The sequence below is a fragment of the Pseudonocardia sp. TRM90224 genome (genome assembly GCF_021245725.1).
In the GTDB taxonomy this organism is placed as follows: domain Bacteria; phylum Actinomycetota; class Actinomycetes; order Mycobacteriales; family Pseudonocardiaceae; genus Pseudonocardia.
The window spans coordinates 97630-120627 of record NZ_JAJGSX010000001.1; the positions used below are offsets into that span (position 1 = coordinate 97630).

General features: G+C 70.3%; 20 protein-coding genes, 1 tRNA gene and 1 other RNA gene. 4 read left to right on the forward strand and 18 right to left on the reverse strand.

Annotation, left to right across the window (positions count from 1 at the left end):
• Positions 1-917 precede the first annotated feature (917 nt).
• From LL648_RS00215 to LL648_RS00225, 3 genes are all read right to left on the reverse strand, one after another.
• Complete coding sequence (locus LL648_RS00215; protein WP_232660296.1) at positions 918-2132, reverse strand: cytochrome P450; 1215 nt, start codon at positions 2130-2132, stop codon at positions 918-920.
• Between the two features lie 264 nt (positions 2133-2396).
• A complete protein-coding gene (locus LL648_RS00220) occupies positions 2397-5486 on the reverse strand; it encodes a BTAD domain-containing putative transcriptional regulator (protein WP_232660297.1) in 3090 nt (1029 codons plus the stop codon).
• A gap of 61 nt (positions 5487-5547) precedes the next feature.
• Positions 5548-6372, reverse strand: coding sequence for a DUF4097 family beta strand repeat-containing protein (locus tag LL648_RS00225; RefSeq protein WP_232660298.1), 825 nt, complete (start codon positions 6370-6372; stop codon positions 5548-5550).
• Between the two features lie 212 nt (positions 6373-6584).
• On the opposite strand from LL648_RS00225, the gene LL648_RS00230 reads away from it, so the two are divergent.
• Positions 6585-6896 (forward strand): EthD family reductase, encoded by a 312-nt coding sequence (locus LL648_RS00230; protein ID WP_232660299.1) that lies wholly within the window; start codon positions 6585-6587, stop codon positions 6894-6896.
• A gap of 228 nt (positions 6897-7124) precedes the next feature.
• Here LL648_RS00230 and LL648_RS00235 read toward each other — a convergent pair whose 3' ends face one another.
• From LL648_RS00235 to LL648_RS00250, 4 genes are all read right to left on the reverse strand, one after another.
• Complete coding sequence (locus LL648_RS00235; RefSeq protein WP_232660300.1) at positions 7125-8633, reverse strand: FAD-dependent monooxygenase; 1509 nt, start codon at positions 8631-8633, stop codon at positions 7125-7127.
• Positions 8630-9250: a PadR family transcriptional regulator gene (locus LL648_RS00240; protein WP_232660301.1), complete on the reverse strand. Its 621-nt coding sequence runs from the start codon at positions 9248-9250 to the stop codon at positions 8630-8632. The genes LL648_RS00235 and LL648_RS00240 overlap by 4 nt, the downstream gene beginning before the upstream one ends.
• A gap of 1034 nt (positions 9251-10284) precedes the next feature.
• Positions 10285-10746 carry a DUF6924 domain-containing protein gene (locus LL648_RS00245; protein WP_374111947.1) on the reverse strand — a complete coding sequence of 154 codons (462 nt, stop codon included), beginning with the start codon at positions 10744-10746 and terminating at the stop codon, positions 10285-10287.
• A gap of 248 nt (positions 10747-10994) precedes the next feature.
• Positions 10995-11067: transfer RNA gene (locus tag LL648_RS00250), tRNA-Ala, on the reverse strand.
• A gap of 83 nt (positions 11068-11150) precedes the next feature.
• Between LL648_RS00250 and LL648_RS00255 the strand changes: the two genes are divergently transcribed.
• Positions 11151-13154: a S9 family peptidase gene (locus tag LL648_RS00255; protein WP_232660303.1), complete on the forward strand. Its 2004-nt coding sequence runs from the start codon at positions 11151-11153 to the stop codon at positions 13152-13154.
• A gap of 12 nt (positions 13155-13166) precedes the next feature.
• Here the strand turns inward: LL648_RS00255 and LL648_RS00260 are convergent, their stop codons facing one another.
• Together LL648_RS00260 and LL648_RS00265 are read right to left on the reverse strand one after the other, a co-directional pair.
• Complete coding sequence (locus LL648_RS00260) at positions 13167-13922, reverse strand: DsbA family protein (protein WP_232660304.1); 756 nt, start codon at positions 13920-13922, stop codon at positions 13167-13169.
• On the reverse strand, positions 13922-14401 hold the full coding sequence (locus LL648_RS00265; protein ID WP_232660305.1) for a MauE/DoxX family redox-associated membrane protein: 480 nt from the start codon (positions 14399-14401) through the stop codon (positions 13922-13924). Before LL648_RS00265 ends, LL648_RS00260 begins: the two co-directional genes overlap by 1 nt.
• A 71-nt stretch (positions 14402-14472) precedes the next feature.
• Between LL648_RS00265 and LL648_RS00270 the strand changes: the two genes are divergently transcribed.
• Positions 14473-15204, forward strand: coding sequence for a VIT1/CCC1 transporter family protein (locus LL648_RS00270; protein ID WP_232660306.1), 732 nt, complete (start codon positions 14473-14475; stop codon positions 15202-15204).
• Here the strand turns inward: LL648_RS00270 and LL648_RS00275 are convergent.
• The 4 genes from LL648_RS00275 to LL648_RS00290 all read right to left on the reverse strand — a co-directional run bounded on the left by LL648_RS00275 (position 15188) and on the right by LL648_RS00290 (position 18816).
• A complete protein-coding gene (locus tag LL648_RS00275; RefSeq protein WP_232660307.1) occupies positions 15188-16474 on the reverse strand; it encodes an MFS transporter in 1287 nt (428 codons plus the stop codon). The genes LL648_RS00270 and LL648_RS00275 overlap by 17 nt on opposite strands.
• 68 nt (positions 16475-16542) lie before the next feature.
• Positions 16543-17454, reverse strand: coding sequence for an LLM class flavin-dependent oxidoreductase (locus LL648_RS00280; protein WP_232660308.1), 912 nt, complete (start codon positions 17452-17454; stop codon positions 16543-16545).
• Positions 17455-17514: 60 nt separating this feature from the next.
• Positions 17515-17970 carry a MarR family winged helix-turn-helix transcriptional regulator gene (locus LL648_RS00285; RefSeq protein WP_232660309.1) on the reverse strand — a complete coding sequence of 152 codons (456 nt, stop codon included), beginning with the start codon at positions 17968-17970 and terminating at the stop codon, positions 17515-17517.
• A gap of 87 nt (positions 17971-18057) precedes the next feature.
• Positions 18058-18816, reverse strand: a complete 759-nt coding sequence (locus LL648_RS00290) for an alpha/beta fold hydrolase (protein WP_232660310.1) — start codon at positions 18814-18816, stop codon at positions 18058-18060.
• 154 nt (positions 18817-18970) lie between these two features.
• On the opposite strand from LL648_RS00290, the gene LL648_RS00295 reads away from it, so the two are divergent.
• Positions 18971-19144, forward strand: coding sequence for a hypothetical protein (locus LL648_RS00295; protein ID WP_232660311.1), 174 nt, complete (start codon positions 18971-18973; stop codon positions 19142-19144).
• A gap of 13 nt (positions 19145-19157) precedes the next feature.
• On the opposite strand, the gene LL648_RS00300 is transcribed toward LL648_RS00295, so the two are convergent.
• From LL648_RS00300 to smpB, 5 genes are all read right to left on the reverse strand, one after another.
• Complete coding sequence (locus LL648_RS00300; protein ID WP_232660312.1) at positions 19158-19727, reverse strand: GNAT family N-acetyltransferase; 570 nt, start codon at positions 19725-19727, stop codon at positions 19158-19160.
• A gap of 15 nt (positions 19728-19742) precedes the next feature.
• Positions 19743-20501: an MBL fold metallo-hydrolase gene (locus LL648_RS00305; RefSeq protein ID WP_232660313.1), complete on the reverse strand. Its 759-nt coding sequence runs from the start codon at positions 20499-20501 to the stop codon at positions 19743-19745.
• Positions 20502-20989: 488 nt separating this feature from the next.
• Positions 20990-21366: a transfer-messenger RNA gene (ssrA, locus tag LL648_RS00310) on the reverse strand.
• Between the two features lie 205 nt (positions 21367-21571).
• Positions 21572-22471 (reverse strand): amidohydrolase family protein, encoded by a 900-nt coding sequence (locus tag LL648_RS00315; RefSeq protein WP_232660921.1) that lies wholly within the window; start codon positions 22469-22471, stop codon positions 21572-21574.
• 13 nt (positions 22472-22484) lie between these two features.
• Positions 22485-22973: an SsrA-binding protein SmpB gene (gene smpB, locus LL648_RS00320; protein ID WP_232660314.1), complete on the reverse strand. Its 489-nt coding sequence runs from the start codon at positions 22971-22973 to the stop codon at positions 22485-22487.
• Positions 22974-22998: the final 25 nt, after the last annotated feature.

Below are 22998 nucleotides of genomic sequence, written 5' to 3' on the forward strand. Positions count from 1 at the left end.
CCGCCCGACTCGGTGTCGTCGTCATCCACGACCGGCAAGTCCGACGGGTCCGGATCTTCTCGAGCGGCGTTCTCGTCGGCGCCTTCTGAATAGCTCGACGATTCCGTTGATTCGTCGTTCTCCGGAGATTCGGAATCATCCGACCCGCCACGGTCGTCCGCCTCAGAATGGTCGGACCCGGAATCTTCCGAATCCGCGCCGTCGGCCGACCCGGAATCGTCGGAGTCATCTCCGCCAGCAGCATTGAACTGGTTTCCGGCGGGTCGGTCCTTCGCTGCCCTCAGTACCGACGTGGTGGGCACCACCACGACGGCAGCGGATGCGGGAGTTGCCAACAGCGCTGCCCCCATCCACAGCGTGCCGACCGCAACCAGGAGACCGAGGGCCCAACGCACGATCACCCAGAACCGACTTCTCGCCGTCATTCGCAGCTTGACCGGCCGGACGCCGGCGCGCACGGCGAGCCCACAGGCTCCACCACCGCACACTGCGCGTCCGAACATGTCAACAGCCTCACAAATCGACGAAGGAAGAAGGCGAGAATGGGCACACCAAGGCCCATCAGTCGTCCCCCGTCTGCCGTTTGCGCATCGTCAGCAAGCTGGCCATCAACGGGGGCGGCGCCCGCACTGCACAAGGCCTGCGACCTCGGGTTGCGCAACGTCAGCAACCCAGCGCCGGCAGGCCTTGCACAGCTGTGCGGGACCCTATTCACAGCCCGAGCCATCCGGGCTGCGATACGAGAAACGTAGATCGGGGAAAGGCCCAGATCCAGACCACGAGGGGCCCAACCCCGGTGCGGACCGGCCCAATCAATGCCCAGCATCCTGGAGCGCTGGCGGCCGGTTCGGCCACTGAGATGGGCCCCAGCGCTGTTCCGGCAGCGCTGGGGCCCATCTCGCTGCCGGTACCCGGTGTCAGGACCAGGTGACGGGCAGCGCGTGGACGCCGTAGATGTTCATATCGGTGCGCAGCGCCACCTCACCGGGCGGGACGGCCAGCGCGAGTGTCGGGAATCGGCGCAGCAGCCCCGCGAAGCCCGCGCGCATCTCGATGCGGGCGAGCTGCTGGCCGAGGCACTGGTGGATGCCGTGGCCGAAGGCGACCTGACCGCGAACCTTTCGGTGCACGTCGAGGGTGTCGGGGTGCTCGAAGCGCAGCGGGTCGCGGTTGGCGGCCAGCAGGGAGACGACGACGGTCGAGCCTGCGGGGATCGTCTCGCCGCCGACCTCGATGTCCTCCACGGCGTAGCGGTAGAAGATGTCGGCCACCGACAGGTAGCGCAGGAGCTCCTCGACGGCGTCGGGCAGGAGCGACGGGTCTGCGCGCAGCTCCGCGAGCTGATCGGGGTGTTGCAAGAGCGCGAACGTGCCCAGCGCCAGCATGTTCGCGGTGGTCTCGTGTCCCGCGAGCAGCAGCAGGAAGGCCATGCCGGCAAGCTCTTCGAGGGTCAGTTCCTCGTCGCGGGCCAGGTCGGAGAGGATGTCCTCGCCGGGCTCGGCGCGCTTGGCCGCGCACAGCTCCCCGAGGTAACCCATCATCGCGCCGAACGCGGCCATCTTGGCGTCGAGGTCGATGTCGCGCTCCATGAACCTCGAGGAGTTCGACTGGAACGTCTCGCGGTCGGTGTAGGGGACACCGAGCAACTCGCAGATCACCAGCGACGGCACCGGGAGCGCGAACTCGCCGACCAGGTCGACCGGCGGGGTCAGGCGGGCCAGCGCGTCGAGTTGCTGCTCGGTGATCGCGATGATGCCCTCTTCGAGCTGCTTCATGCGTTTGACGGTGAACGCGCCGGTCAGCTTGCGCCGCAGCCGGGCGTGGTCCGGCGGGTCCATGCTGATGAACAGCCCGGGCACCTGCGGGGACGGGTCGGTGGCAGCCGGCATCCCCGGCGTTTCGAACGGCACATGGATCACGCCGATGTCCTGGCGGCTGCTGAACCGGGTGTCGGACATGACCTGCCGCACCGCGTCGTAGCCGGTTACCAGCCAACCCCGGTGGCCGTCCGGGAAGACCATCGGGCTCACCGGGCGGGTTGCACGCAGCGCGGTGATCTGGCTGGGCGGGTCGAACGGGCCGGCGTCGCGGTCCATCGGCAGGCCTTGGGGCACGGAAGCTGTCTGAAGCATCGGGGTCTCCCTCGTGGTGATGTGCCACCACGATCACGGGGAGCCCGGACACGGGCCTGTCACCGCCCTGACACCGCCGGCTAGTGCCCCGTCACGGAAGTTTGGCGCGGGAATCGGGTGATCCAGTCGTCTGCTGGCAAGGCGCCGCCCGCAGCTCAGACCGGGCGTCTTTGCAAGGGCGGCAACGCCGCCAGCGGGCGACTGGGCGCCCGAGTTCCGTGGTGAACCTTTCGTGACGGGGCACTAGCAGCGTCAGGGCACCGGTCAGGCGGTCAGCGCCGCCGCGACCAGCTCGCTCCAGCTCGTCTTGGCGCCTTCCCGAGCTGCCGCGTCGAACGCCGCGTCGCCGAGCCGGCAGCGTGCGGCCTGCTCGATCCGCGAGACGTCCGGGTTGGATCGGTCGGTCATGCCGAGCACGCTCGCGCTCGCCGCCAGCAGCCGTGCGGCCTGCTCGTACCGGTCGCACCGCAGCGCCAGGTCCGCAACCCCGACGAGCACCTGCGCGATCACGGGGGGATGCTCGACCTCGGCTGCGGCCTGACACGCCGCTGCCCGATGCTTCCGCGCCTCGTCGAGATCGTCGGCGAAGTAGCCGTACAGGTCGTGGCTCGCCGCGCGGATGAACGGCTGCTGAGCCTCTGCACCCAGCAGCGACACCACGACGTCGAGCTGGCCCAACCCTTCCGACGCATCGCCGTTCCACCGGGCGAGCTCGGCCTTCACCAGCGCCAGCGCGGCCAACGTGCCCGGCCAGGTGACCCCCTCGGCACGATGCTGCGCTTCAGCCACGGCAGCCGTGCTGGCGGCCGTGTCGCCCATCAGCCAATACAACCGTGCCTGCCGGGCGTCCAGCAGAACGACGTCGTCGAGCGCGCCGATCTCGGTGACGACCGCGATCGCCTGATCGAAGTGCTCGCACGCCTCGACGAGCTCACCGCGCAGGGCGATGCGATCGGCCAGCTCGGTCTGCGCGAACGAGATGCCGAACCGCTCGCCGAGCACCCGGAACTCGACCAGCGACTCCTCGAAGCATGCCTCCGCCTCGTCACCGAGGCCGAGCATCACCCGCAACTTGCCGATGTGCAGGCGGGACAGCGCACGCACCCAGGGGTCCTCGTCGTCCAGCAGCTCCTCCCACGCGGGCAGGACCGCATCCGGTTCGCGCAGCATCCGTTCCAGCGGAACGACCAGCCGCAGCCCGGGGTGGTGGCGCCGAGCGGTTCTGCCGAGCTCGTAGGCCTTGTGGACCCATTCCGCGGCCTCGCCGAGGTCACCCGGACCGGAGGTGACGAACATCGAGGTGAGGGCGTACACGACCGCCTGGATCTCGTCGGGCACGTCGCCGGGGGTGTTGATGGCCGCGGTGATCAGCTCCATGCCCTCGGCCTTGCGGCCGACGAGCCACCAGTACCAGCCGGCGGCCGCCGCCAGCCGCATCGCGGCATGCGCCTCACCGGCGGTGAGCGCACCGCGCATCGCCGCGGTGATGTTGTGGTGCTCCGCGCTGAGCGTGGCGAGCCATTCCAGTTGCTCCGCGCGGCGAAGCCGCGGCTCTGCCGTCTCGGCGAGTTCGGTGAACCACGCCAGATGGGCCTGCCGCGCCGGCTCACCCTCCCCTGCCTCGGCGAGCCGCTCGGCACCGTATTCCTTGATCGTGCCGAGCATCCGGTAGCGCGGTGCGCCGTCACCTGTCGCGACCAGCAGGGACTTCTCGGTCAGCGAGCCGAGCAGGTCGAGGACCTCGTGGTCGGAGACGAGATCGCCCGCGCAGACGCGTTCCGCTGCCGCCAAGCTCGCGCCGCCGGCGAACACCGACAGCCTCCGCAGGACCACGCGTTCGGCGTCGGTCAGCAGCTCCCAGCTCCAGTCGACCATCGCGCGCAGCGTCCGGTGCCGGGGCAGCGCGGTGCGGCTGCCGCCGGTCAGCACCCGGAACCTGTCGGCCAACCGGTCGGCGAGCTGGTCGATCGACATCGTGCGCAACCTGGCTGCGGCGAGCTCGATCGCCAGCGGCACCCCGTCCAGCGCTCGGCAGACCCGCGCCATCGTCTGCTCGTCGGCGGCGAAGCCCCTGCGCACCACCGCGGCGCGGTCGGTCAGCAGCGCGACCGCGGCCGGGAGGGCGAGCGGCTCGACGGACCAGAGCGCCTCACCCGTGATGCCGAGCGGTTCCCTGCTCGTCGCGAGGATCCGCAGCCGCGGGCACTCCCCGAGCAGGCGATGGGCGAGCGCGGCAGCGGACTCGATCACGTGCTCGCAGTTGTCCAGTACGAGGAGCATCGCGCGGTCGCGCATCGCTGCGACCAGCCGGTCCACCGGCTCCAGGCTCGACACATCCCCCAGCAGCGCATCCCGCAGACCGAGCCCGGACAGCGTCGCCTGCGCCACGTCCGCGTCGGGGCCGATGGCGGCGAGCTCCACCAGCCACACCCCGTCCGGCAGGTCGCCGAGCAGCGTGCGCGCGGTCTCCGTGGCGAGCCTGGTCTTCCCGGAGCCACCGGGGCCGGTCAGGGTCGTCAGTCGGTAGCCGGCGACCAGGTCGCGCACTGCGGCGACATCGGCGTCCTTGCCGACGTAGCTCGTCAGCTCGGCACGCAGATTGGTCGTGCGGGTGTCCTCGCGGCGTCCGAGCTCACCCCGCAGCAGCGCCACGTGCAACGCGGACAGCTCGGGAGCCGGGTCGACCCCCAACTCGTCGGCAAGGGCTTCGCGCACGCGCTGGTACGCCTGCAGCGCCTCGCTGTTGCGGCCGGCCGCGACCAGTGCCCGCATCAGCGCCGCCACCAGCTTCTCCCGTATCGGATGCGCGGCCACCAGGTCGGACAGTTCAGTGACGAGGTCCGCCCCACGACCGAGGTCGAGCTCGGCGTCGAAGCGATCTTCCGTCGTCGCCAGACGCAACGCGTCGAGCCGGGTGGCCGCGGCGTCGAACGCCTCACTGTCCTGCAGGCCGACGTCCTGCATGGCCGGTCCGCGCCACAGGTCCAGCGCGTCGCGCAGCCACTTCACCCGCAGCGATCCCTGGTCGTCACGGGCATGGGCGCAGAGCCGTTCGAACCGCACTGCGTCGACCGCGTCGGGCGCCACCACCAGGCGATAGCCGTCCGTCAGGCCCTCGACGGCCGCTCCCGGAACCGCCTTGCGCAACCGGGAGACCAGGCGCTGCAAGGCGTTGACCGCGTCAGCGGGCGGGTGCTCGCCCCAGATCCAGTCGACGAGCGTCGCCTTCGGGACCACCTGGCCGGCGCGGAGCGCGAGGGCGACCAGCAACCCGCGCAGCCGCGCCCCCGGCACGTCGACGACGCTCCCGTCGTCGGCACGCACCTCGAACGGGCCGAGGATCCTGATCTGCACCCCGTCGATCCTGCCAGCGGTGGCCGGAGCGGCACCGCATCGGCGCCGCGGCGGCCATCTCTCAGGCCGCCGGATGGATGACGATGTCGTCGAGCCGCGTCCGGGCGAAGACCGCCAGGTCCTCGCCGGTGCCGCCCTGAACAGGGAGGGAGCTGCGCACCAGCCCCTTCGTGCTCCTCGCATCCACCGCGGCGGCGGCGCTCGCGCTCACGCCGATCTCGATGCCACCGGACGCGTTCATCAGCTCCACCTGGCCGCGGGCGACCCGCCGGATCCGGATCGGGCAGTCGGCCGCCTTCGCGATCACGCTGCCGTCGGCTCGGTCGACCTCGAACCGACCGCTCGCCCCACTCAGGTCGACGTCGGCGCGGGCGTGGCCGATCCAGACCTTGCCCGACGTGCCCCGGTACCGGACGGCACCCTCGACCTCACCGATGCGCACCCCCGCCGAGCCACCCTCCAGCACAACGGATCCGGCGACGTGCCCGACCTCGAGCCCACCGGTCCCGAGACCGCCGCGCAGCGCGGCGACCCGCTCGAGGCTGACCTGCCCCGACGCGAGGTTGACCTCGCAGTCGCCGAAGACCCCGTCCGCTCGGACGTAGGTCCATGCGGTGTTCAAGACCAAGCCGGACCCTGCGGGCAGTTCGATGGTGATGGCGACGGACCCGTTCCGGTCGCCCGACTTGGTCGTCTTAACCTCCAGCACGCCCGCGGAGAAACCGACGTTGGTCTTCGCAGCGACCAGCGCATCCTTGCGGCGGGCTCTGTCGACGGGCTCGACCCGCACCACCGTGTCGGTCCGCTCACCGGCGACGATCCGCACGAGGGCGCCCGCGGTGGTGATGGTGGCGGTGATCGGGGTCGGTGTGGTGAACGTGGACATGTCGGATCTCCCGTGGTCGGACTTCGTGGTGTCGCGACCACGCTCACCGACACCCCGGACGCCCGGCTGTCACGGTTCTGACATCGATGACACCGACAACACCGCCGGTGTCAGGCCGGTGACTCCGGCCTTCGGCCCCACCAGGGGGAGCGCCTGACCCGGGGCGTCGTCGATCCGCTAAGAATGGATCTGTCCCGCAACGAGGAGGTCTCGTGTTCCAGGTCACCGTGCTCTACAACCATCCCGAGGATTCCGCCCGGTTCGACGAGCACTACGACGGGGTCCACGCGCCGCTCGCCGCCACGATCCCCGGCCTGCAGCGCTACACGGTCACGAGGCCCGGACCGGGCCCGGACGGCACGTTGCCCCCGTACTACCTGGTGGCGGTGATGGAGTACGAGTCCGAGGCGGCCTACGGCGCGAGCATGGCGGAACCGGAGGCTCGGGCGACCCGGGCCGACCTGGCCAACTTCGCGACGGCAGGCGTCACGTTGCTGGCAGGTTCGGCCGGCTCCGTCGTCTGACCGGTCGCCCGCTCGACCACAGATCACGCCCCGACAGCATCCTGACCAGCCGATCCACCAGATCGGCGCGGGCTCAGTAGGCTCGATCTCTGATGAACAGACCCGAGCTGCGGGTGGCGTTCCGTGTATTGGGGTCACTCGAGGTGTTGCGGGACGGCGTCCGCGTGGAGCCCAGCGGGGCGATGTTGCGCCATGTCGCGGACCGCGCCGCTCGCAGAACGTCGCCCGTCACCGGTTCGTGGGAGGAGCCGGGTGCAGTGCCCGGTCGAGGGCATCGGCGAGGTCATGGGCGAGGTCGGGCGCCGACGCGGCCCGCGTGCTGCACCAGGCGACGTAGCCGTCGGGGCGGACGAGGACGGCACCGGAGCCGTACCGCTCCGCCCAGCCGTCCGCGTGGTCCGCGCGATGGGCGCGCACACCCGCCGACCGGGCCGCTTCCATCCACTCCGGACTGTCGCACAGGAGCACGAACTCGTCGACGAACAGGTCGTGCGCGGCGACCGCACCGAGCCACAGGTGCGGGGCCCGGTGGCCGACGCACGGCCGTCCGGCCGGGCCGGGTTCCGGGCAGGGGGCGTAGCTCGCACCGAGCACCGCAGCGCGGTTGTCCAGCTCAGCGCCGCCCGACCCGCCGTCCGACCCGCCGCCCATCCTCGCTTCCTGGTGGGCGACGATCGCGGGGGCCAGCGCCTCGGCCACCGGTCGGCGCTCGGCGTCGTAGGTGTCGAGGAGGTCGTCCCCGGCCCGGCCGCCGAGCACGGCGGCAAGCTTCCACGCCAGGTTGTGCGCGTCCTGCACGCCCGTGTTGGCGCCGAGCGCGCCGGCCGGCGGCCACACGTGGGCGCTGTCGCCGACGAGGAAGACCCGGCCGCGCCGGTACTGTTCGGCCACGCCGACCGCCTGCTCCCACACCCCGACGCCCTCGATCTCGACGTCGATTTCCGCGCCGACGGCGGCCCGGACGAGCGCGGTGCAGCGGTGCTCGGTGAAGTCCGCAGCGGACTCGACCGCCGGGTCGTACGCCACCGACGCCTGCCAGCGGTTCGGATCGGCCGCGCTGACCAGCCCGCCGGAGAACCCGCCCGGGTTGGCGATGATCCAGAACAGTGCCCGGCGCGGGACGAAGGGCGCGAGATCGGCGCGGAAGACGATGTTCGCGGTGTGCATGAACGTCCGCTCCATCGTCCGGGCGATGCCCAGCCGGCTGCGGATCGTGCTCCGGTTGCCGTCCGCGGCCACCAGGTACCGGGCCCGGACCTGCTCCCGGTCGCCGGTGCTGCGGTGGTGCAGCGTCGCCGTCACGCCGTCGGCGTCCACGTCGAACGAGATCATCTCGGTGTCGCGCAGGTGCTCGGCACCGGCCGCGCGGGCGGCTTCGATCAGGACGGGCTCCACGGTGTTCTGATCGGCCATGCAGAACTCACCGGCGGTGAGGTCCGGCCAGGCCCGCGGTTCGTCCGCGTCGACGAGCCACTTCCATTCGCCCGCGAGCGACTCGCAGAAGGCGACACCGGACTCCTCGTCGAACGGTGCACCTGCCCGCGCGACGGCATCGGCGATCCCGTACGCGCGGTAGATCTCCATCGTCCGCTGGTTGATCCCGCGCGCCTTCCCGTGGATCGACACGCCAGGGTGCCGGTCCACCAGCAGCGACGGCACCCCTTGGCGCGCGAGGAACAGGGAGCTGGTGAGGCCGGCGAGGCCACCACCGACGATCAGGACGGGGACGTTCCTCATGATTGTTCTTCCTCCTGCTTCGCAGCGAAGTCGGCGGCCTGTCGGCGCAGCCATTCGTCGGTCCAGGTGATCGCCCCGCCGCGGAGGTCCGCGATTAGCCCGCGGAGCCAGCGCTGCTCGGCGACCAGTAGCGCCTGCTGGTACTCCTCCTCCACCAGGAAGATGCGGGCGACTCCCGCGGAGCCTTCGAGCGCCGTGGCCATCTCGGCGAGCTGGGCGTCGACCCCCGCCGCGCGGATCTCGAGCTCGGCCACTGCCTCATCAGGGGTCAGCATCGTCAGGAACGACAGGCCGACCGGGAACTCCGGGAACTCGGCACCGGTCGTCGCGAGCATCTCCTTGATCCACGATCGCGCCGTCGCGCGCCCGGCATCGGTGATCGCGTAGGTCGTCCGCTCCGGCCGACCAGCGGCGCGGTCGACGGCCTCCGCCCTGATCAGCCCGAGCTTCAGCAGCCGCTCTATCGCCTGGTAGACGCTCGCCCGCTGCCGAACGTTGACGACCCGGTCCTTGCCGTAGTCCTTGATCAGCTTCTGGATCCGGTAGGCGTGCATCGGCTCAGCGGCGAGGAGCCCCAGCACGGTCAGCCCCAGGGTCGAACGCCTGTCGAGTGCCATAGTCATGACCTTACTAGTCAGATTATGACTATGGCAAGCCGATGAGAGTCGAGTGGTGCAGCCTGGGGCAGTCAGATCCGTCTGCACAGGTGCGCGCATCCTGGTGCTCCGGGATTGCGCCAGGTCATCCGGTCAATGGACCAACTGCCAGTGAAACGAGCTCCTTGTCCAAGAGCCAAGGGGTCGCGGTTGGCCGGATCGGTCGTGCCGACACGCGCACCGGCGACGGACAGCATCACGACGCGACGCGTCCACCGAGTTGGTCAGCATCTGGGAGCCGATCAGCGATGGAGGAACGGCTCGATGCCGTCGAGCAGCCGCTGGAGTCCGATCTCGAACTGCCGATCGAGATCCGGCACGAGCTGCCTCGACCCAGGCAAGGCGCGCAACGCCCGGGAACGACCCGATCACGTCGACCGCTCGCACCCCGTCTCCAGCTCCGCATCAACCGCGAGAGCCGATCCCATCGCAACACCACGCACGAAACTGCAGCGACGACAGCACTGGTGGTGCTTTTGCAAGTGTGCCGTTGCGGCTGGCCGGGCTGGGCGGCTGACACCCAGCCGCGGTGTGCTGTGCCGATCCGACCGACGTGCCCGGTCAGCGGTCTGCGGCGCGTCGTGTCAGGGATCAGCACATCGTCCAGCCAGTCGTAGATCGCGCCGGCGGCGCAACGCAGGACGTCGACCTGGTTGTGCAGGGCGCCGCCGAAGCAGGCGTTGAACTCCAGGAGCGTGGCCGGCGCGGTGAGGTGAGCGAACAACTGCTCGGGCTGACCGGCGAGCGTCTGATCGTGCTCCCCTTGGCCACCAGCACCGGACAGGTGATCTTCTCCGCGACCCCGTCCCCGACGGTGAAGTCGGCCCAGGTCATGCCCTATGTGACGATGCCATCACCTGTGTGCGGTCGCATCAGAACGACGCTGTGTCGAGCGGCAGGGCCGGCCAGGGAGGCCAGCGCGATCGGGTCGTGGGCGACGGTGACGTCGGGTTCGACCATCCGCAGACCAGCGCCTCAGATCGCCGACTGCAGTCCTAGACCCCGCGGAACACCCCGTCATCGTCGACGCTATCAGCGAACTCTTCCCAGTCCATGTTCGAGATGGACAGGTTGTTCTCCACCGACCACAGGCTGGTGACCACAACCCGGAACTCGGCACGTGGTGGCTCGTTGTGATCAACTTGCTCCGGCCCGCGGGAGGGGGCCGGCACGAGGAGAGGGTGCTCGGCCGACGCCATCGCGGCGGTGTCGGCGACGAAGAAGACGCTGAGGCTGCTGCAGTGCGGTTCGGGGTGCAGGTCGCGCAGCTGGGATGCGGTCAGGTTTCGGTATGCCACGTCGTCGACGATGTCGACGACGGCCAGGAAGTCGTCCTCCGATGGAGTTCCGACGGCTTCGCGGAGGGCCTCCCACGATCGCTCGTCGCTGAAGTCGGTGCGTATGAGAAGCGCGCACGTAGAAGGTCGCAGCGGAGGCGGTGGATGGGGCGACGCCACTGCGGCACTGTAGCCGTGGCCATCGACCTGGCGAACAGTCGCGAACCTGCCCCAACATCACCCGAACCGACCAAGAAGTCTGGAGCAGATCCTGACCCCATTTCGTCCAGCTTCCATCGCCTGCTCCAGTTTTGCTCCAGTTGAACGCTGAACGATCCACTGTGAACATCAACTAGAGATCGACTACGAACGCAGAAAACCCCGCCTGACCTGCAGTGATGCAGATGGCGGGGCTTCGGATGCAAGAGTGGAGCTGAGGGGATTCGAACCCCTGACCCCTTGACTGCCAGTCAAGTGCGCTACCAGCTGCGCCACAGCCCCTTGCCTGGACGACGGTACACGACCGGCCGCCACGACTTCGAACCGGGTCGCCGAGCCGGGCGCGCTGCCCTACGGTTCGGTTGGTGCAGCCTGCCGATATCGGACGTCTCGTCACCGTCAAGAACCCTCGACTGTCGCCGGACGGAAGCCAGGTGGCTTTTGTCGTCAGTCGGGTCGACCTGGAGGCCAATCGGTACCGCAGCGCGGTCTGGCTGGCGGCCGCCGACGGCTCGACCCCGCCGTACCAGCTGACGGGGGGCGAGCACGGCGACGGCAGCCCGATCTGGTCGCCCGACGGCCGACGGATCGCGTTCACCAGCAGCCGCGGTGACGGTGGGAAGAGCACGCTGCAGGTGATCCCGGTGGGGGTGCCGGGCGAGACGGTCACGTTGTGCGAGCGGCCGGAAGGCATCGAGGAGCCGCGCTGGTCGCCGGACGGCAGCCGGATCGCGTTCGCGTCGCGGGAGCGGGCGGAGCGCTACTCGGAGGGTGACGACGAGCGGGCGCGCCCGCCGCGCCGGATCGACAGGCTCTTCTCCCGGCTCGACGGCGTCGGCTGGACGATCGACCGCCCGCGCGGGATCTTCGTCGTGCCGGCGGACGGGTCGGCGCAGGCCCGGCTCGTGGTCGGCGGGCCGTACGAGAACGGCGCCCCGGTCTGGTCCCCCGACGGGCGCACGCTCGCGTTCACCGCGGCCCGCGCCAAGGACTGGGACATCGCCGACAACTCCCAGGACATCCACGTCATCGACGTCGACGAGCCCGACGCCGAACCGCGGACGCTCACCGCGCGCACGCGCTCGCACTTCCAGCCCACGTTCTCCGCCGACGGCCGCAAGATCGCGACCCTGGCCGACAGCGAGCAGATCATCCCCACCCACGCGCAGGTCTCGCTGCTCGACGTCGAGTCCGGCGAGCAGACGCTGCTGACGGCCGCACTCGACCGGCAGTGCGCGCCGTCCAGCTGCCGCGAGCTCATCTGGGACGGCGACCACCTCGTCTTCGCTCTGGAGGATCACGGCAACACGCACGTCCACCGCGTCGCGACCGACCTCTCCGGCGACGTCGAGTTGCTCATCGGCGGCACGCGAGCGGTCAACGGGTTCGACGTCGCGGGCGGGACGATTGCGTTCGTCGCGTCGACGCCGAGCGCGCTGCCGGAGCTCTTCGTGCTCCGCGACGGCGGGGAGCGGCAGCTCACGTCGCTCGGGTCGGCGTTCCACGGCACCGTCGCGTCCCGTGTTCCCGAGCACTTCACGGTGCCCTCCCCCGCCGGCGACGGTGACGTCGACGGGTGGCTGATCCTGCCCGAAGGTGCCGACGAGCGGGTCCCGGTGCTGCTCTCGATCCACGGCGGCCCGATGACGCAGTACCAGAACAGCTGGTTCGACGAGTTCCAGCTGTGGACGGCGGCGGGTTATGCCGTCGTCTACTGCAACCCGCACGGTTCGACCGGTCACACCGACGCGTGGGCCCGCTCGATCCGCCCGCCGGAGGCCGCGGACTTCCCGGGGACGGGCTGGGGCGGGATCGACGCCGACGACGTGCTCGCCGTGCTCGACGCCGCGCTGGAACGGCAGCCGCGGCTCGACCCCGACCGGGTGGGCGTGCTCGGCGGCTCCTACGGCGGCTACCTCACGAGCTGGCTGATCGGGCACACGAACCGGTTCGCCGCCGCGTGCAGCGAGCGTGCGGTCAACAACATGGAGTCGGAGGAGTGGAGTTCCGACGCCGCCGGGTTCTTCCGGCACGAGCTGGGTGTGAACCACGTCGACCGGCCGGACGTCTACCGCCGGATCTCGCCGGTCACGTACGTCAAGGACATCGAGACGCCCGTGCTGATCCTGCACTCCGAGGACGACCTGCGTTGCCACATCGAGCAGGCCGACGCGCTGTTCGTCGCGCTGCGGGTGCTGGGCAAGCCCGTGGAGTACTGGCGCTTCCCCGAGGAGGGCCACGAGCTGTCCAGGAGCGGATCCCCGCGCCACCGCATGCAGCGCGCGGAGATCATCCTGGACTGGTTCGGGCGCCACCTCGGCGGGAAGCGACCGACGATCACGTGGTCGCACCCCTCCCGAGAGGGCTGAACGACCGGGTTCTCAGCCGCCGATCGCCGTCGTCAGCCAGTTGGTGTCGTTGAGGTCGATCTTGGCGCCCTTGACGGCGACGGTCGGCGTGCCGAACGTGCCGTTCGTGGTCAGCGCGGGCGTGCCGGCAGCGGCGTCGGTCTCGGTCTTCACACTGGCCGAGTGGGTGCCGCCGCGCACGCAGGTGGCGAAGTCGGCCGGCGCCTTCAGCTCGGTGCCGAACGCGATCAGCTGGTCGTCGGTGAGGCCGGCGCTGCGCTCGGACGGCTGGTTGTCAAAGAGCTTCTTGTGGAACGCCGGGAAGATCCCGGCGGGCACCGAGCAGAGGGCCGCGTTCGCTGCGCGCGTCGAGTAGCCGGCCGGGCTGGTCAGGTTGTCCAGGATCGCGATAGCGTGGTAGCGGACGGTGATCTGCCCCTTGTCGAGCGCGGTTGTCAGCTGGGCGCCGTAGCGCTGCTCGAAGCGCTCGCACTGCGGGCAGAGGAAGTCCTCGTACACGTCGATGACGACGGGGCCGTCGCCGACGGTGACGACCGGGCCGGACGCGCTGGCCGCCTTCGTCGTGACCGCACCGGTCGAGGCGCCCAGCTGGCTGAGCCAGATGCCACCACCGACGAGCACAGCGATCACGACCACGACCGCCACCATGATCATGGGCACGCGGTCCTTGGCGGCCTTGGTCTTGCCCGGCTTGATGCCCGCCGCGGCGAGCCTGCGCTCGGCGGCCTCCTGCCGGCGCTTCTTCTCGTTGCGCGTCGCTCCGCCCATCAACCGGTCCTTCCCGTGTTCACCAGCCGCGCGTCCAGCGCGAGCAACGTGCGAGGCCGCACGATCAACCAGGCCGCGAGCAGCACGAAGCCGATGTCCCGCAGCAGTTCCTGCACATAGGTCGTCTGGCCGGGCTCCACGGTTCCGCCGCCGCCGAAACAGCCGCAGTCGATCGAGAGTCCTCGTGCCCACGCCTGCGCCACACCCGCGATGAACAGCAGGAACAGCAGCGCGGAGAGCACCGCGACCACCCGCACACCGATCCCGACGAGCATGAGCACCCCGAACGCGATCTCCACCCACGGGAGCATTGCGGCGACGACGCCGACGGCGTCGCGGGGCAGCACGTCGTAGGCACGAACGGCGACGTAGGTCTGGTCGGGGTCGACCGCCTTGAGGATCCCCGAGACCAGCCAGATCGCGGCGAGGCCGAGCCTGGCCACGGTGCCGATGACGTCCAGCACACGACCTTTGTCCACGTTTCGAGAGTAGCCGCGCCGGCGTTCCACGATCGGGTCCCCCGAGGCGGCCTAGTCCCTAGAGTTACGGGATGACGGAACTCCCTGGGCCGGCGGAGTTCGCGGAGCACGCCGCCGACCACCACCACAGCGACATCTCCGGCGGTTGGCTCCGCGCCGCGGTGTTCGGGGCGATGGACGGCCTGGTCACGAACATCGCGCTGGTCGCGGGCGTCGGCGGCGGCGGGGCCACCCGCGAGATCATCGTCCTGACCGGCATGGCCGGGCTCGTGGCCGGCGCGTTCTCGATGGCGCTGGGCGAGTTCGCGTCGGTCGGGACGCAGAACGACGCCGTCGCGAACGAGGTGGCCGTCGAGCGCGACGAGATCCGCCGGCATCCGAACGCGGAGCAGGCCGAGCTCGCCGAGATGTACGAGCAGATGGGGCTCACCAAGGCGACCGCGGAGGCCGTCGCCCGCGAGATCCACGCCGATCCCGACCTCGCCGTCAAGGTGCACATCGCGCAGGAGCTGGGGGTCGACGTCGACGAGCAGCCGTCGCCGTGGACGGCCGCGATCTCGTCGTTCCTCTGCTTCGCGGTGGGCGGGGTGATCCCGCTGGTCCCGTTCCTGCTCGGCTACTCGTCGCTGGCGCTCGGCCTGCTCGTCGGCGCGGTCGGGTTGTTCGTCGCCGGCGCGCTGACCTCCCGCTTCACCACGCACACGTGGTGGATGAGCGGTGTGCGGCAGCTGTTCTTCGGCGCGATCGCGGCCGGCGCGACGTACCTCGTCGGCATGCTGATCGGGGTCAGCGTCGGGGGTTAGCCGGGCATTCCTGCATCGAGCACTCCGGCAGGGCGTCCTCGGCCGCCTTCGGCCGCACGGCCTGCGGCAAGGTCTCCGGTGCGCGGATCCAGAAGAGCAGCGCGACCAGTGTGACGGCTCCGGTCACCGCGAACGCGCTGCCGTACCCGCCGCCTTCGGCGAGCGCCCCGGCCGCGATCGGGCCGATGATCGCGCCGAGGTCGGCTGCCATCTGGAACCCGGCCAGCACGGTGCCACCCCGGCCCTTCGCCCCGATCACGTCGGCGACGGCCGCGTTCATCGGTGGGTTGACCAGCCCGCTCCCGACGCCCGCGACCAGGCTGACCACGAGGAACAGCATCGGCGACGTGATGAAGCCGAGCCCCGCGGTGGCCACCGTCGAGACGACGAGCCCCGCGACGACCGGTGGTTTGCGACCACGCCGGTCGGCGAGCCGCCCCGAGATCTGCAGGGCCGCGGCGTTGCCCGCGGCGAACACCGCGAGCGCGATGCCGCTCCACGACTCAGCCTGTTCGAGCACCTCGACGACGAGCAGCGGCACGAGCGCGACCCGCACCCCGAACACCGCCCACCCGTTCGCGAAGCTCGCGACGAGCGCCGCGCGGTAGGCGGGGTGGCGAAACGCCGTGGAGAACCGGGCCGGCTCGACGGGATCACCGTCCACCTCGCCGACCTCGCCCGGACGGGCACGCAGCAGCAGTCCGCTGACGATCACGACGACCACCAGCAGCGAGGCGTAGGCGAGGAACGGCGTGCGCAGGCTCACCACGAGGAGCACGCCGCCGACCAGCGGCCCGATGATGTTGCCGAGCAGGAAGCCGGTCGCCCACATCCCCGACGCCCTGCCGCGCATCGTGACCGGCGCGATCCGCAGCAGCAGGGTCAGCGCGGAGACGGTGAACATCGTGGAGCCGATCCCACCGACGCCGCGCAGCACGAGCAGCTGCCAGTACTCCTGGGCGAACGCGCAGGCGCCCGTGGAGACCGCGACCACCGACAGCCCGACCATGTAGGCGGGCAGCTCGCCGAACCGGGCCACGATCCGGCCGCTGACCGGTGCGAACGTCAGCCGCGAGAACGCGAAGATGCTGATGACGAGCGACGCCGCGGTGATCCCGACGTCGAAGCTGCGCACGAACATCGGCAGCGTCGGCGCCACGATCCCGTATCCGATGGCGATGAGGAACGACCCGAGCACGAGCACCCAGATCTCGCGGGGCAGCCGTTCCTTCGGGCGCACGACGACGACACCCACACCGCCCTCGGCCACGCGCTTGCCCCCTCCGTCCCTTCGAACCTACGCGCGAGATGCGTCAGTCGGAAGGCACGCGATGGAGGTCACGCCGCGGCCCGCTCCTTCTCCACCGCTTCACGGATGGCCGGCGCGATGTCGAGCCCCCATCGGCGCAGCGCGGTGAGCCCGTACTCGCCACCGCCCGGGGAGAAGAGGGTGAAGCCGGACGCGCCGTGATCGAGGACGGCGCCGGTCAGCTCCTCTACCCATTGGTCGACCGAGCCGCCGACCCACCGCCCGTCACGGTCGCGCGTGGCGGCCAACGGCCGCTCGGTGATGGCGCCGGGAAAGTTGAAGATGGTGCGGATCTCGCCGGGATCGCGCCCGGCCGCCGCCGCCTCGTCGATGACGAGCCTCGACGTCCGGTAGCGCTCGCTGAGCCAGTCGGCCGCGTGTCCGGGGATCCAGCCGTCGGCGACCCGTCCGGTGACCGCGAGCGACCGCGGCCCCACCGAGCCCGTCCATACCGCAGGTGCCGGTACGGGTGCAGGTTCGACCTGGTCGACGCGGTAGTGACGACCCTCGAACGTCACCGGCCGCCCACCTCCCGACAGAGCTTTGACCAGCACGATCGCTTCTTCGAACGCCTCGACGGCCGCGCCGGGCGTCAGCAGCGGGACACCCATCGTCGCGATCCGGCCGAGGCGTCCGCCCGCCCCCATGCCGAGCACCACCCGCCCTCCGGAGAGTGCCGACAGCGACGTCACCGCCCGCGAGAGCATGGGCGCCGGCCGCGTCGGCAGGTTGGTGACGTTGACCAGGCCGGCGAGTTGGCGCGTCCGTCCCAGCAGGAAGCCGATCGCCGAGTAGGCGTCGAGGTTGCCGCCGATGTAGGGGTGGTCGGCGACCGAGACGAGGTCGAGCCCGTCCTCGTCGGCCTGCACCGCTGCGCGCAGCAGCACCGACGGATCCTCGATCCCGGTGTCGCCGCCGAACCCGAAGACGATGTCACGCATGGCAATGCCTCCCAGAAGAAATCAGTTCGCACCACGAACAATATTGGTTCGTGGTGCGAACTACAACTGGTCGAGCTCCTTGAAGACCACCGGGACCTTGTTGTCCAGCACGATCCGACCCAGCAGCGCGGCGAGCTCGTCGCGTTCGGAGGTCTCCAACGCGGCCGGGAGCCGCTCGATGCGCCGGCAGGTCTCGGCGTAGAAGGTGTCGGCGAGCTCGGCACCGTGCGATGTGAGCGCGACCCGAACCGAACGGGCGTCGTGCGCGTCGAGCTCGCGCTGGACCAGCCCGTTGCGCTCGGTCCGATCGACGAGGCCGGTGATGCTCGACTTCGCGAGGCCCAGGATCGTGCCCAGCTCGCCCATGCCGTACGGCTGCGCCATCAGCACGCAGAGCAGCTGACCCTGCTGCTGGGTGATGCCGTGCTCGCGTGCCGACTCGGCGTATACGGCGTTCACGAGGAACGCCGAGCGGACCAGCCCGGCGACGACCCCGATCCCAGCCTGTGCAGCCACTCCGCCCTCGGCCACGCGATTGCCCCCTCCGTCCCTTTCGAACCTACGCGCGAGATCCGTCAGCCGGAAGCACGCGAGGAGGCGACGTCAGGTCAGCGTCGCCCAGAACCGCGTCAGAGCTGTGGCGGCCGCGGCCGGGTCCTGCAGCATCCACCAGTGCCCGAGCCCGTCGAGGCGTTCGGTGCGCGCGCCCAGCCGGGTCGCCATCTCGGTGGACGCGGCCTCGTCGTCGAACTCGTCGGCGGTCGCCTGCAACACCAGGCCTGCCCCACTCGTCGGGGCGACCAGCTGCGCGCCCCAATCGGCGAACGGGTTGGGCACCGCGGAGCGGTAGAGCGCCAGGATGCACTCGCCCATCGTCTCGTCGTAGGCCGCCTGCATGGCCTCGGCGTCCGCCTCCGGCGCGCCGGCCCGGAGCAGCATGGCCGCGATCTCGCCTCGGTCGCCTCTCCTGGCGAGGCGGGTCTCGGCCATCCGCTTCTCGCCGACGCCGGGCGTCTGCCACACCTGAGCGATGTCGTGCCAGACGTAGTCGGGATGGAACACCGCGGCGACGTCCACGGCCCAACTTCGCACCGGGACGCCGAGGCCCGTGACCGCACGAAGCACCAGCCCCGCCCCCCAGTCGTGTCCGACCAGGTCGATCGGGCCCCCGATGCCCTGCAGAGCTTCGGCCAGCCATGCCGCATACGCGTCCTTGGTGGACGTGAAACCTGCTGGTCGTTCGGCGCCGAACCCCGACAGGTCGACGGCTACCGCATCGCCTCCCGCGCTACCGAGATGGGCGCGAACGCCGTTCCACAGCGCGCTCGTCTCGGGGACGCCGTGCACGAATATTGCCGGCATTGTTGCCGCCTTCCGATCAGTGGGGCGCCGATCCGCTCACGGCGCATCGTCACTGGTGAGGCCCGGTACAGACGGTCGGTGGCACCAGGTACGCTCCGCGCACACCAAAGAGTCTGGGGGGATTCCAGTGGTTCGAATTGGCACATTCCTTGCCGTGGTCGGGTTCCTTTCGGTGATCTTGTACTCGTTCACCGATTACCGGATCGCGATCCTGAGCTGGGCCGACCCGTACCAGCCGCTGCTGGGCATCGTGGTCGGCATCGTCGGCGTCGGCCTGATCGTCGTCAACAAGTTCATGAGCAAGCCCCGCGAGGAGCCCGCTTCCTGATCTGCCTGGGTGGTCACCCTGGGTCGACGACCCGGGTGACCACCCAGCGGTGCGGTGCGATCGGCCTGGTCCGCACGAATCCGTGGTTCTCGAACGCGGCCATCGGTCCTGTGTGCAGGAAGGAGCCGGCGACCTTCCGGTCGTCGGTCTCCTCCGGGTAACCCTCGACGCGCCCGCCGCCGTACCGGCTGATCTGGAGGAGCGCACCGCCGAGGGCCGCGTCCGCGACTCCGCGGCCGCGCAGGCCCTTGCCTGTGAAGAAGCAGGTGACGCGCCAGTCGGGCAGCGTGGTGAGCTCCTTCTCGTACCGACGTCGGCTCTTGACCTCGGGGAGCTCCTCGGGCGAACCGAACTGGCACCAGCCCAGGCAGCGTTCGCCGTCGAACACGAGTGCGGCGTGGGTGCGGCCTTCGCGGACCCGTTGCTCCTTCTCGGCGCGGTTCTGCGCGGGGGTGCGTCCCTTTCCCAGCTTGATGTGGAAGCCGACGCACCAGCAGCCGCCCCACACCCCGTTGTTCTCCCCGACGAGCTGGGCGAACGCGACCCAGGTGGTCTCGTCGAGCGGCCGAACCACGTAGGCCATCACCGCACCCCCAGGTCAGAGCTTCGCCGACGCCCCCGGCGTCAGGTCGACGAGCACCTCGGACCTGCCCGCTTCGGCGAAGGCCTTGATCACGTCGTCGGCGCCTTGGGTGAAGTGTGCCCAACCGTCCTGGTGGACGGGAATCACCGCGCGGGCGCCGAGCAATGCCGCTGCCCGCGCGGCCAGCTCGGCGGTCAGGGTGAGGAAGACGTCGCCGCGGGCCGCCACTTTGGCCGCGCCGACGTTGAGGACGGCGATCTCGATGTCGGGGAACCGCTCCGCGACCACGGTGACGACGTCGAGCGCGGCGTTGTCACCGCTGATGTAGACCGTCGGCCAGCCCCCGGCCTCGAGCACGAACCCGATCACGGGCCCGTTGCGCAGCCCGACCTCCGGGGATCCGTGCACGGCCGGCGTGGCGGTGACCCGCACATCTCCGACGTCCGCGTGGTCGAAGGCGCGCAACCCCGTCGCGGGCGATCCAAGCCGTGCGGCGCCGGCCGCGGTGGTGAACACCTGCGGCGCCTGCAGCGCGAACTCGCGGCCGGCGGGGTCGAGGTTGTCGGCGTGGTGGTCGTGCGAGATCAGCACCGCGTCGACCGGCCCGATCTCGTCGGGGGTCGCAGCGGGCCCGACGAGCTTCGTCAGCGTGACCGGCCCACTCTGCTTCTCCCCCGGCTCGTCGAACGTCGGATCAACCACGAACCGCAATCCGGCGTAGTCGATGACCGCCGTCGGCCCACCCACCGCCCACACACCCACTGTCGTCTGCACACCCCCGACGCTACGAGCCCAAACCTAACTGGTCAAGAGCCCTGAACTGGTTAGCCAGCAGGAACCGGCCCCCAACTTCCCCACCGTTTTGTGCACATGCGCGCTCCCCAACCGCGCAAGTGCACAAAACGATGGGGAACTTCGCAACGGGAGGGACGCAGGGAACTCAACCCACGGCGCGAGGAGCGAAGCGACCTCCCTCCAGGAGAGGAGCGAAGCGACCTCCCGCCAGGAGAGGAGCGAAGCGAACTCGCAACCCCACGCGAGGAGCGAAGCGAACTCCCGCCAGGAGAGGAGCGAAGCGAACTCGACCACACGGGAGGAGCGAAGCGAACTCCCGAACGGGCGGACCGAAGCAAACGCAACCACAAGCGATGGGGGTCCGGGGGCGCAGCCCCCGGCTGGGGGGTGTGGGGGGCTCGGCCCCCCACAGCAACACCGAACACAAGACAAAGGTGAGCGCCCCCCGCGAACAGGGGTCGCCCACCTTGTGGAGGTGCCGGGAATCGAACCCGGGTCCTCCGTTGCTTCACAAGGGCTTCTCCGTGTGCAGTCCGCGTTGCCTCTACTCGGATCCACCGGTCATGCGGACGAGCCGGTGTGACGATCCCAGTCGCTGTTTGGTGTCCCTGACCGCCCCGCGACCGGGCGGTCAGGTTAGTTCCCTAGCTGATGCCGGGCTCCGGGGCGGGAACGCCCCCGGTCCGACAGACCGTCAGCTCAGCCCGCGAGGGCGTAAGCAGTCTGGTCGTGCGACTTTTCAGTGGCACTTATTGTTTTGCGACACATGGTTAACGAGATCATCGTCGCCTTCCTCGACACGCTTCCCCTTGATCGACAGCCGGAGTCGAAACCGTTCACCCCCTTGCACGCCCGGCGGTCGGGCGTCCGGACAGGATAACGCGTTCGGGGCGGGGGATCATCCCGGTTAGCCCGGAGGGGCGCAGCGGCGCACCCGAGTGACGCGGCTCACACCTGGTTCACCCAACGGTTCGGCCGCGGATCACGTCATCCCGCATATGCCGGCTCCGCCCGAGCGAGGGGATCGGGCGGGGTCGGCAACCCAGGGGTCAGAGGCCGAGGAGGCGGGCCGGGTTGTCGTGCAGGACGCCGCGCAGGAACGGCGCACCGAGTCGCTCGTCGGCCGCGGCCCAGCCTGCGATGGCGCGCACCTGCTCGGCGTAGTCGTACGGGATGTTGGGGAAGTCGGTGCCGAGCACCACGCGGTCGGCCACGTCGGCGAGCCGCGCGGCCCAGTCGGGCGGGAGCGGGGCCATGTCCTCGCTGAACGCAGTGCCGACCATCGTCGTGTCGATCCGCACGTTCTCGAAGCGGTGGACGAGGTCGAGCGCTCCGACGTAATCGGGCATGCCCGCGTGCGCGAGCACGACGGGCAGCCGCGGGTGGGCCGCGAGCACCTCGCCGAAGACGTCGAGCCCGGTGTAGGTGCCGCGCAGCGGCCCGTCGCCGCAGTGCACGACGGCGGGCACGCCCGCCTCGGCGAGCAGCCCCCACGCGTCGCGCAGCAGCGGGTCGCGCGGGTCGAACGCGCCGACCTGCACGTGCACTTTGACGATCTTCGCGCCGGCTTCGACCGCCGCGCGGAGGTACTCGACGACGTCCGGTTCGGGGTACAGCGTGGCGGTCGGGACGGCGGCCGGGGTGCGTGCGGCGAACTCGGTGACCCACTCGGTGAGCCAGCGCCCCATCCCCGGCTTGTGCGGGTAGACGAGCGGCGCGTAGGTGCGCACGCCGAGCTTCTCCAGCACCGCAACACGTTCCGCCTCGGGCAAGCGGTAGTGCACGGGCCAGGCCGCTCCGTAGTGCGTCTGCGCCTTGTCGAAGTAGGCCCAGACCTTCCGCATCACCGGCTCGGGCAGGAAGTGCACGTGCACGTCGACGAGCCCCGGCAGGCCGAGCTCGGCCGTGAACCGCGGGACGTCGTCGTCGGAGACGGGCGGAGCAGGCAGCGCCGTCACCGGGTCACCGGCGCAGCTCCCGCGCCCGCCCCTTCGCAGCGCGCCCGTAGGCGCGCTGGATCTCCCGGTCGGCGTCGCGCTTGGCGAGGTCGGTGCGCTTGTCGTAGGTGCGCTTGCCCTTGGCGAGCGCGAGCTCGCACTTGACCTTGCCGTCGGAGAAGTACAGCGAGAGCGGGACGAGCGTCAGGCCGCCCTCGCGGATCTTGCCGATGAGCCGCTCGATCTCGCCCTTGTGCAGCAGGAGCTTGCGGGTGCGGCGCGGCTCGTGGTTCGTCCATGTCCCCAGCGCGTACTCGGCGATGTGCAGCGCACGCAGCCAGACCTCGCCGTCGTCGACGGTGGCGAACGCGTCGACCAGCGACGCCCTGCCCAGGCGGAGGCTCTTGACCTCCGTGCCCATCAGCACGACGCCCGCCTCGTACGTGTCGATGATCGTGTAGTCGTGCCGTGCCTTGCGGTTCTGCGCGATCACCGAGCGGCCCTTCTCCTTCACCGCTCCAGCCTACGCGGAGGGCGAT

What these genes read in the sequence shown, in the direction of transcription:
- LL648_RS00215 (WP_232660296.1), bottom strand. Translation starts at nt 2,132, where the DNA reads ATGCTTCAGACAGCTTCCGTGCCCCAAGGCCTGCCGATGGACCGCGAC.
- LL648_RS00225 (WP_232660298.1), bottom strand. Translation starts at nt 6,372, where the DNA reads ATGTCCACGTTCACCACACCGACCCCGATCACCGCCACCATCACCACC.
- LL648_RS00235 (WP_232660300.1), bottom strand. Translation starts at nt 8,633, where the DNA reads ATGAGGAACGTCCCCGTCCTGATCGTCGGTGGTGGCCTCGCCGGCCTC.
- LL648_RS00240 (WP_232660301.1), bottom strand. Translation starts at nt 9,250, where the DNA reads ATGGCACTCGACAGGCGTTCGACCCTGGGGCTGACCGTGCTGGGGCTC.
- LL648_RS00260 (WP_232660304.1), bottom strand. Translation starts at nt 13,922, where the DNA reads ATGGGCGGAGCGACGCGCAACGAGAAGAAGCGCCGGCAGGAGGCCGCC.
- LL648_RS00270 (WP_232660306.1), top strand. Translation starts at nt 14,473, where the DNA reads ATGACGGAACTCCCTGGGCCGGCGGAGTTCGCGGAGCACGCCGCCGAC.
- LL648_RS00280 (WP_232660308.1), bottom strand. Translation starts at nt 17,454, where the DNA reads ATGCGTGACATCGTCTTCGGGTTCGGCGGCGACACCGGGATCGAGGAT.
- LL648_RS00290 (WP_232660310.1), bottom strand. Translation starts at nt 18,816, where the DNA reads ATGCCGGCAATATTCGTGCACGGCGTCCCCGAGACGAGCGCGCTGTGG.
- LL648_RS00300 (WP_232660312.1), bottom strand. Translation starts at nt 19,727, where the DNA reads ATGGCCTACGTGGTTCGGCCGCTCGACGAGACCACCTGGGTCGCGTTC.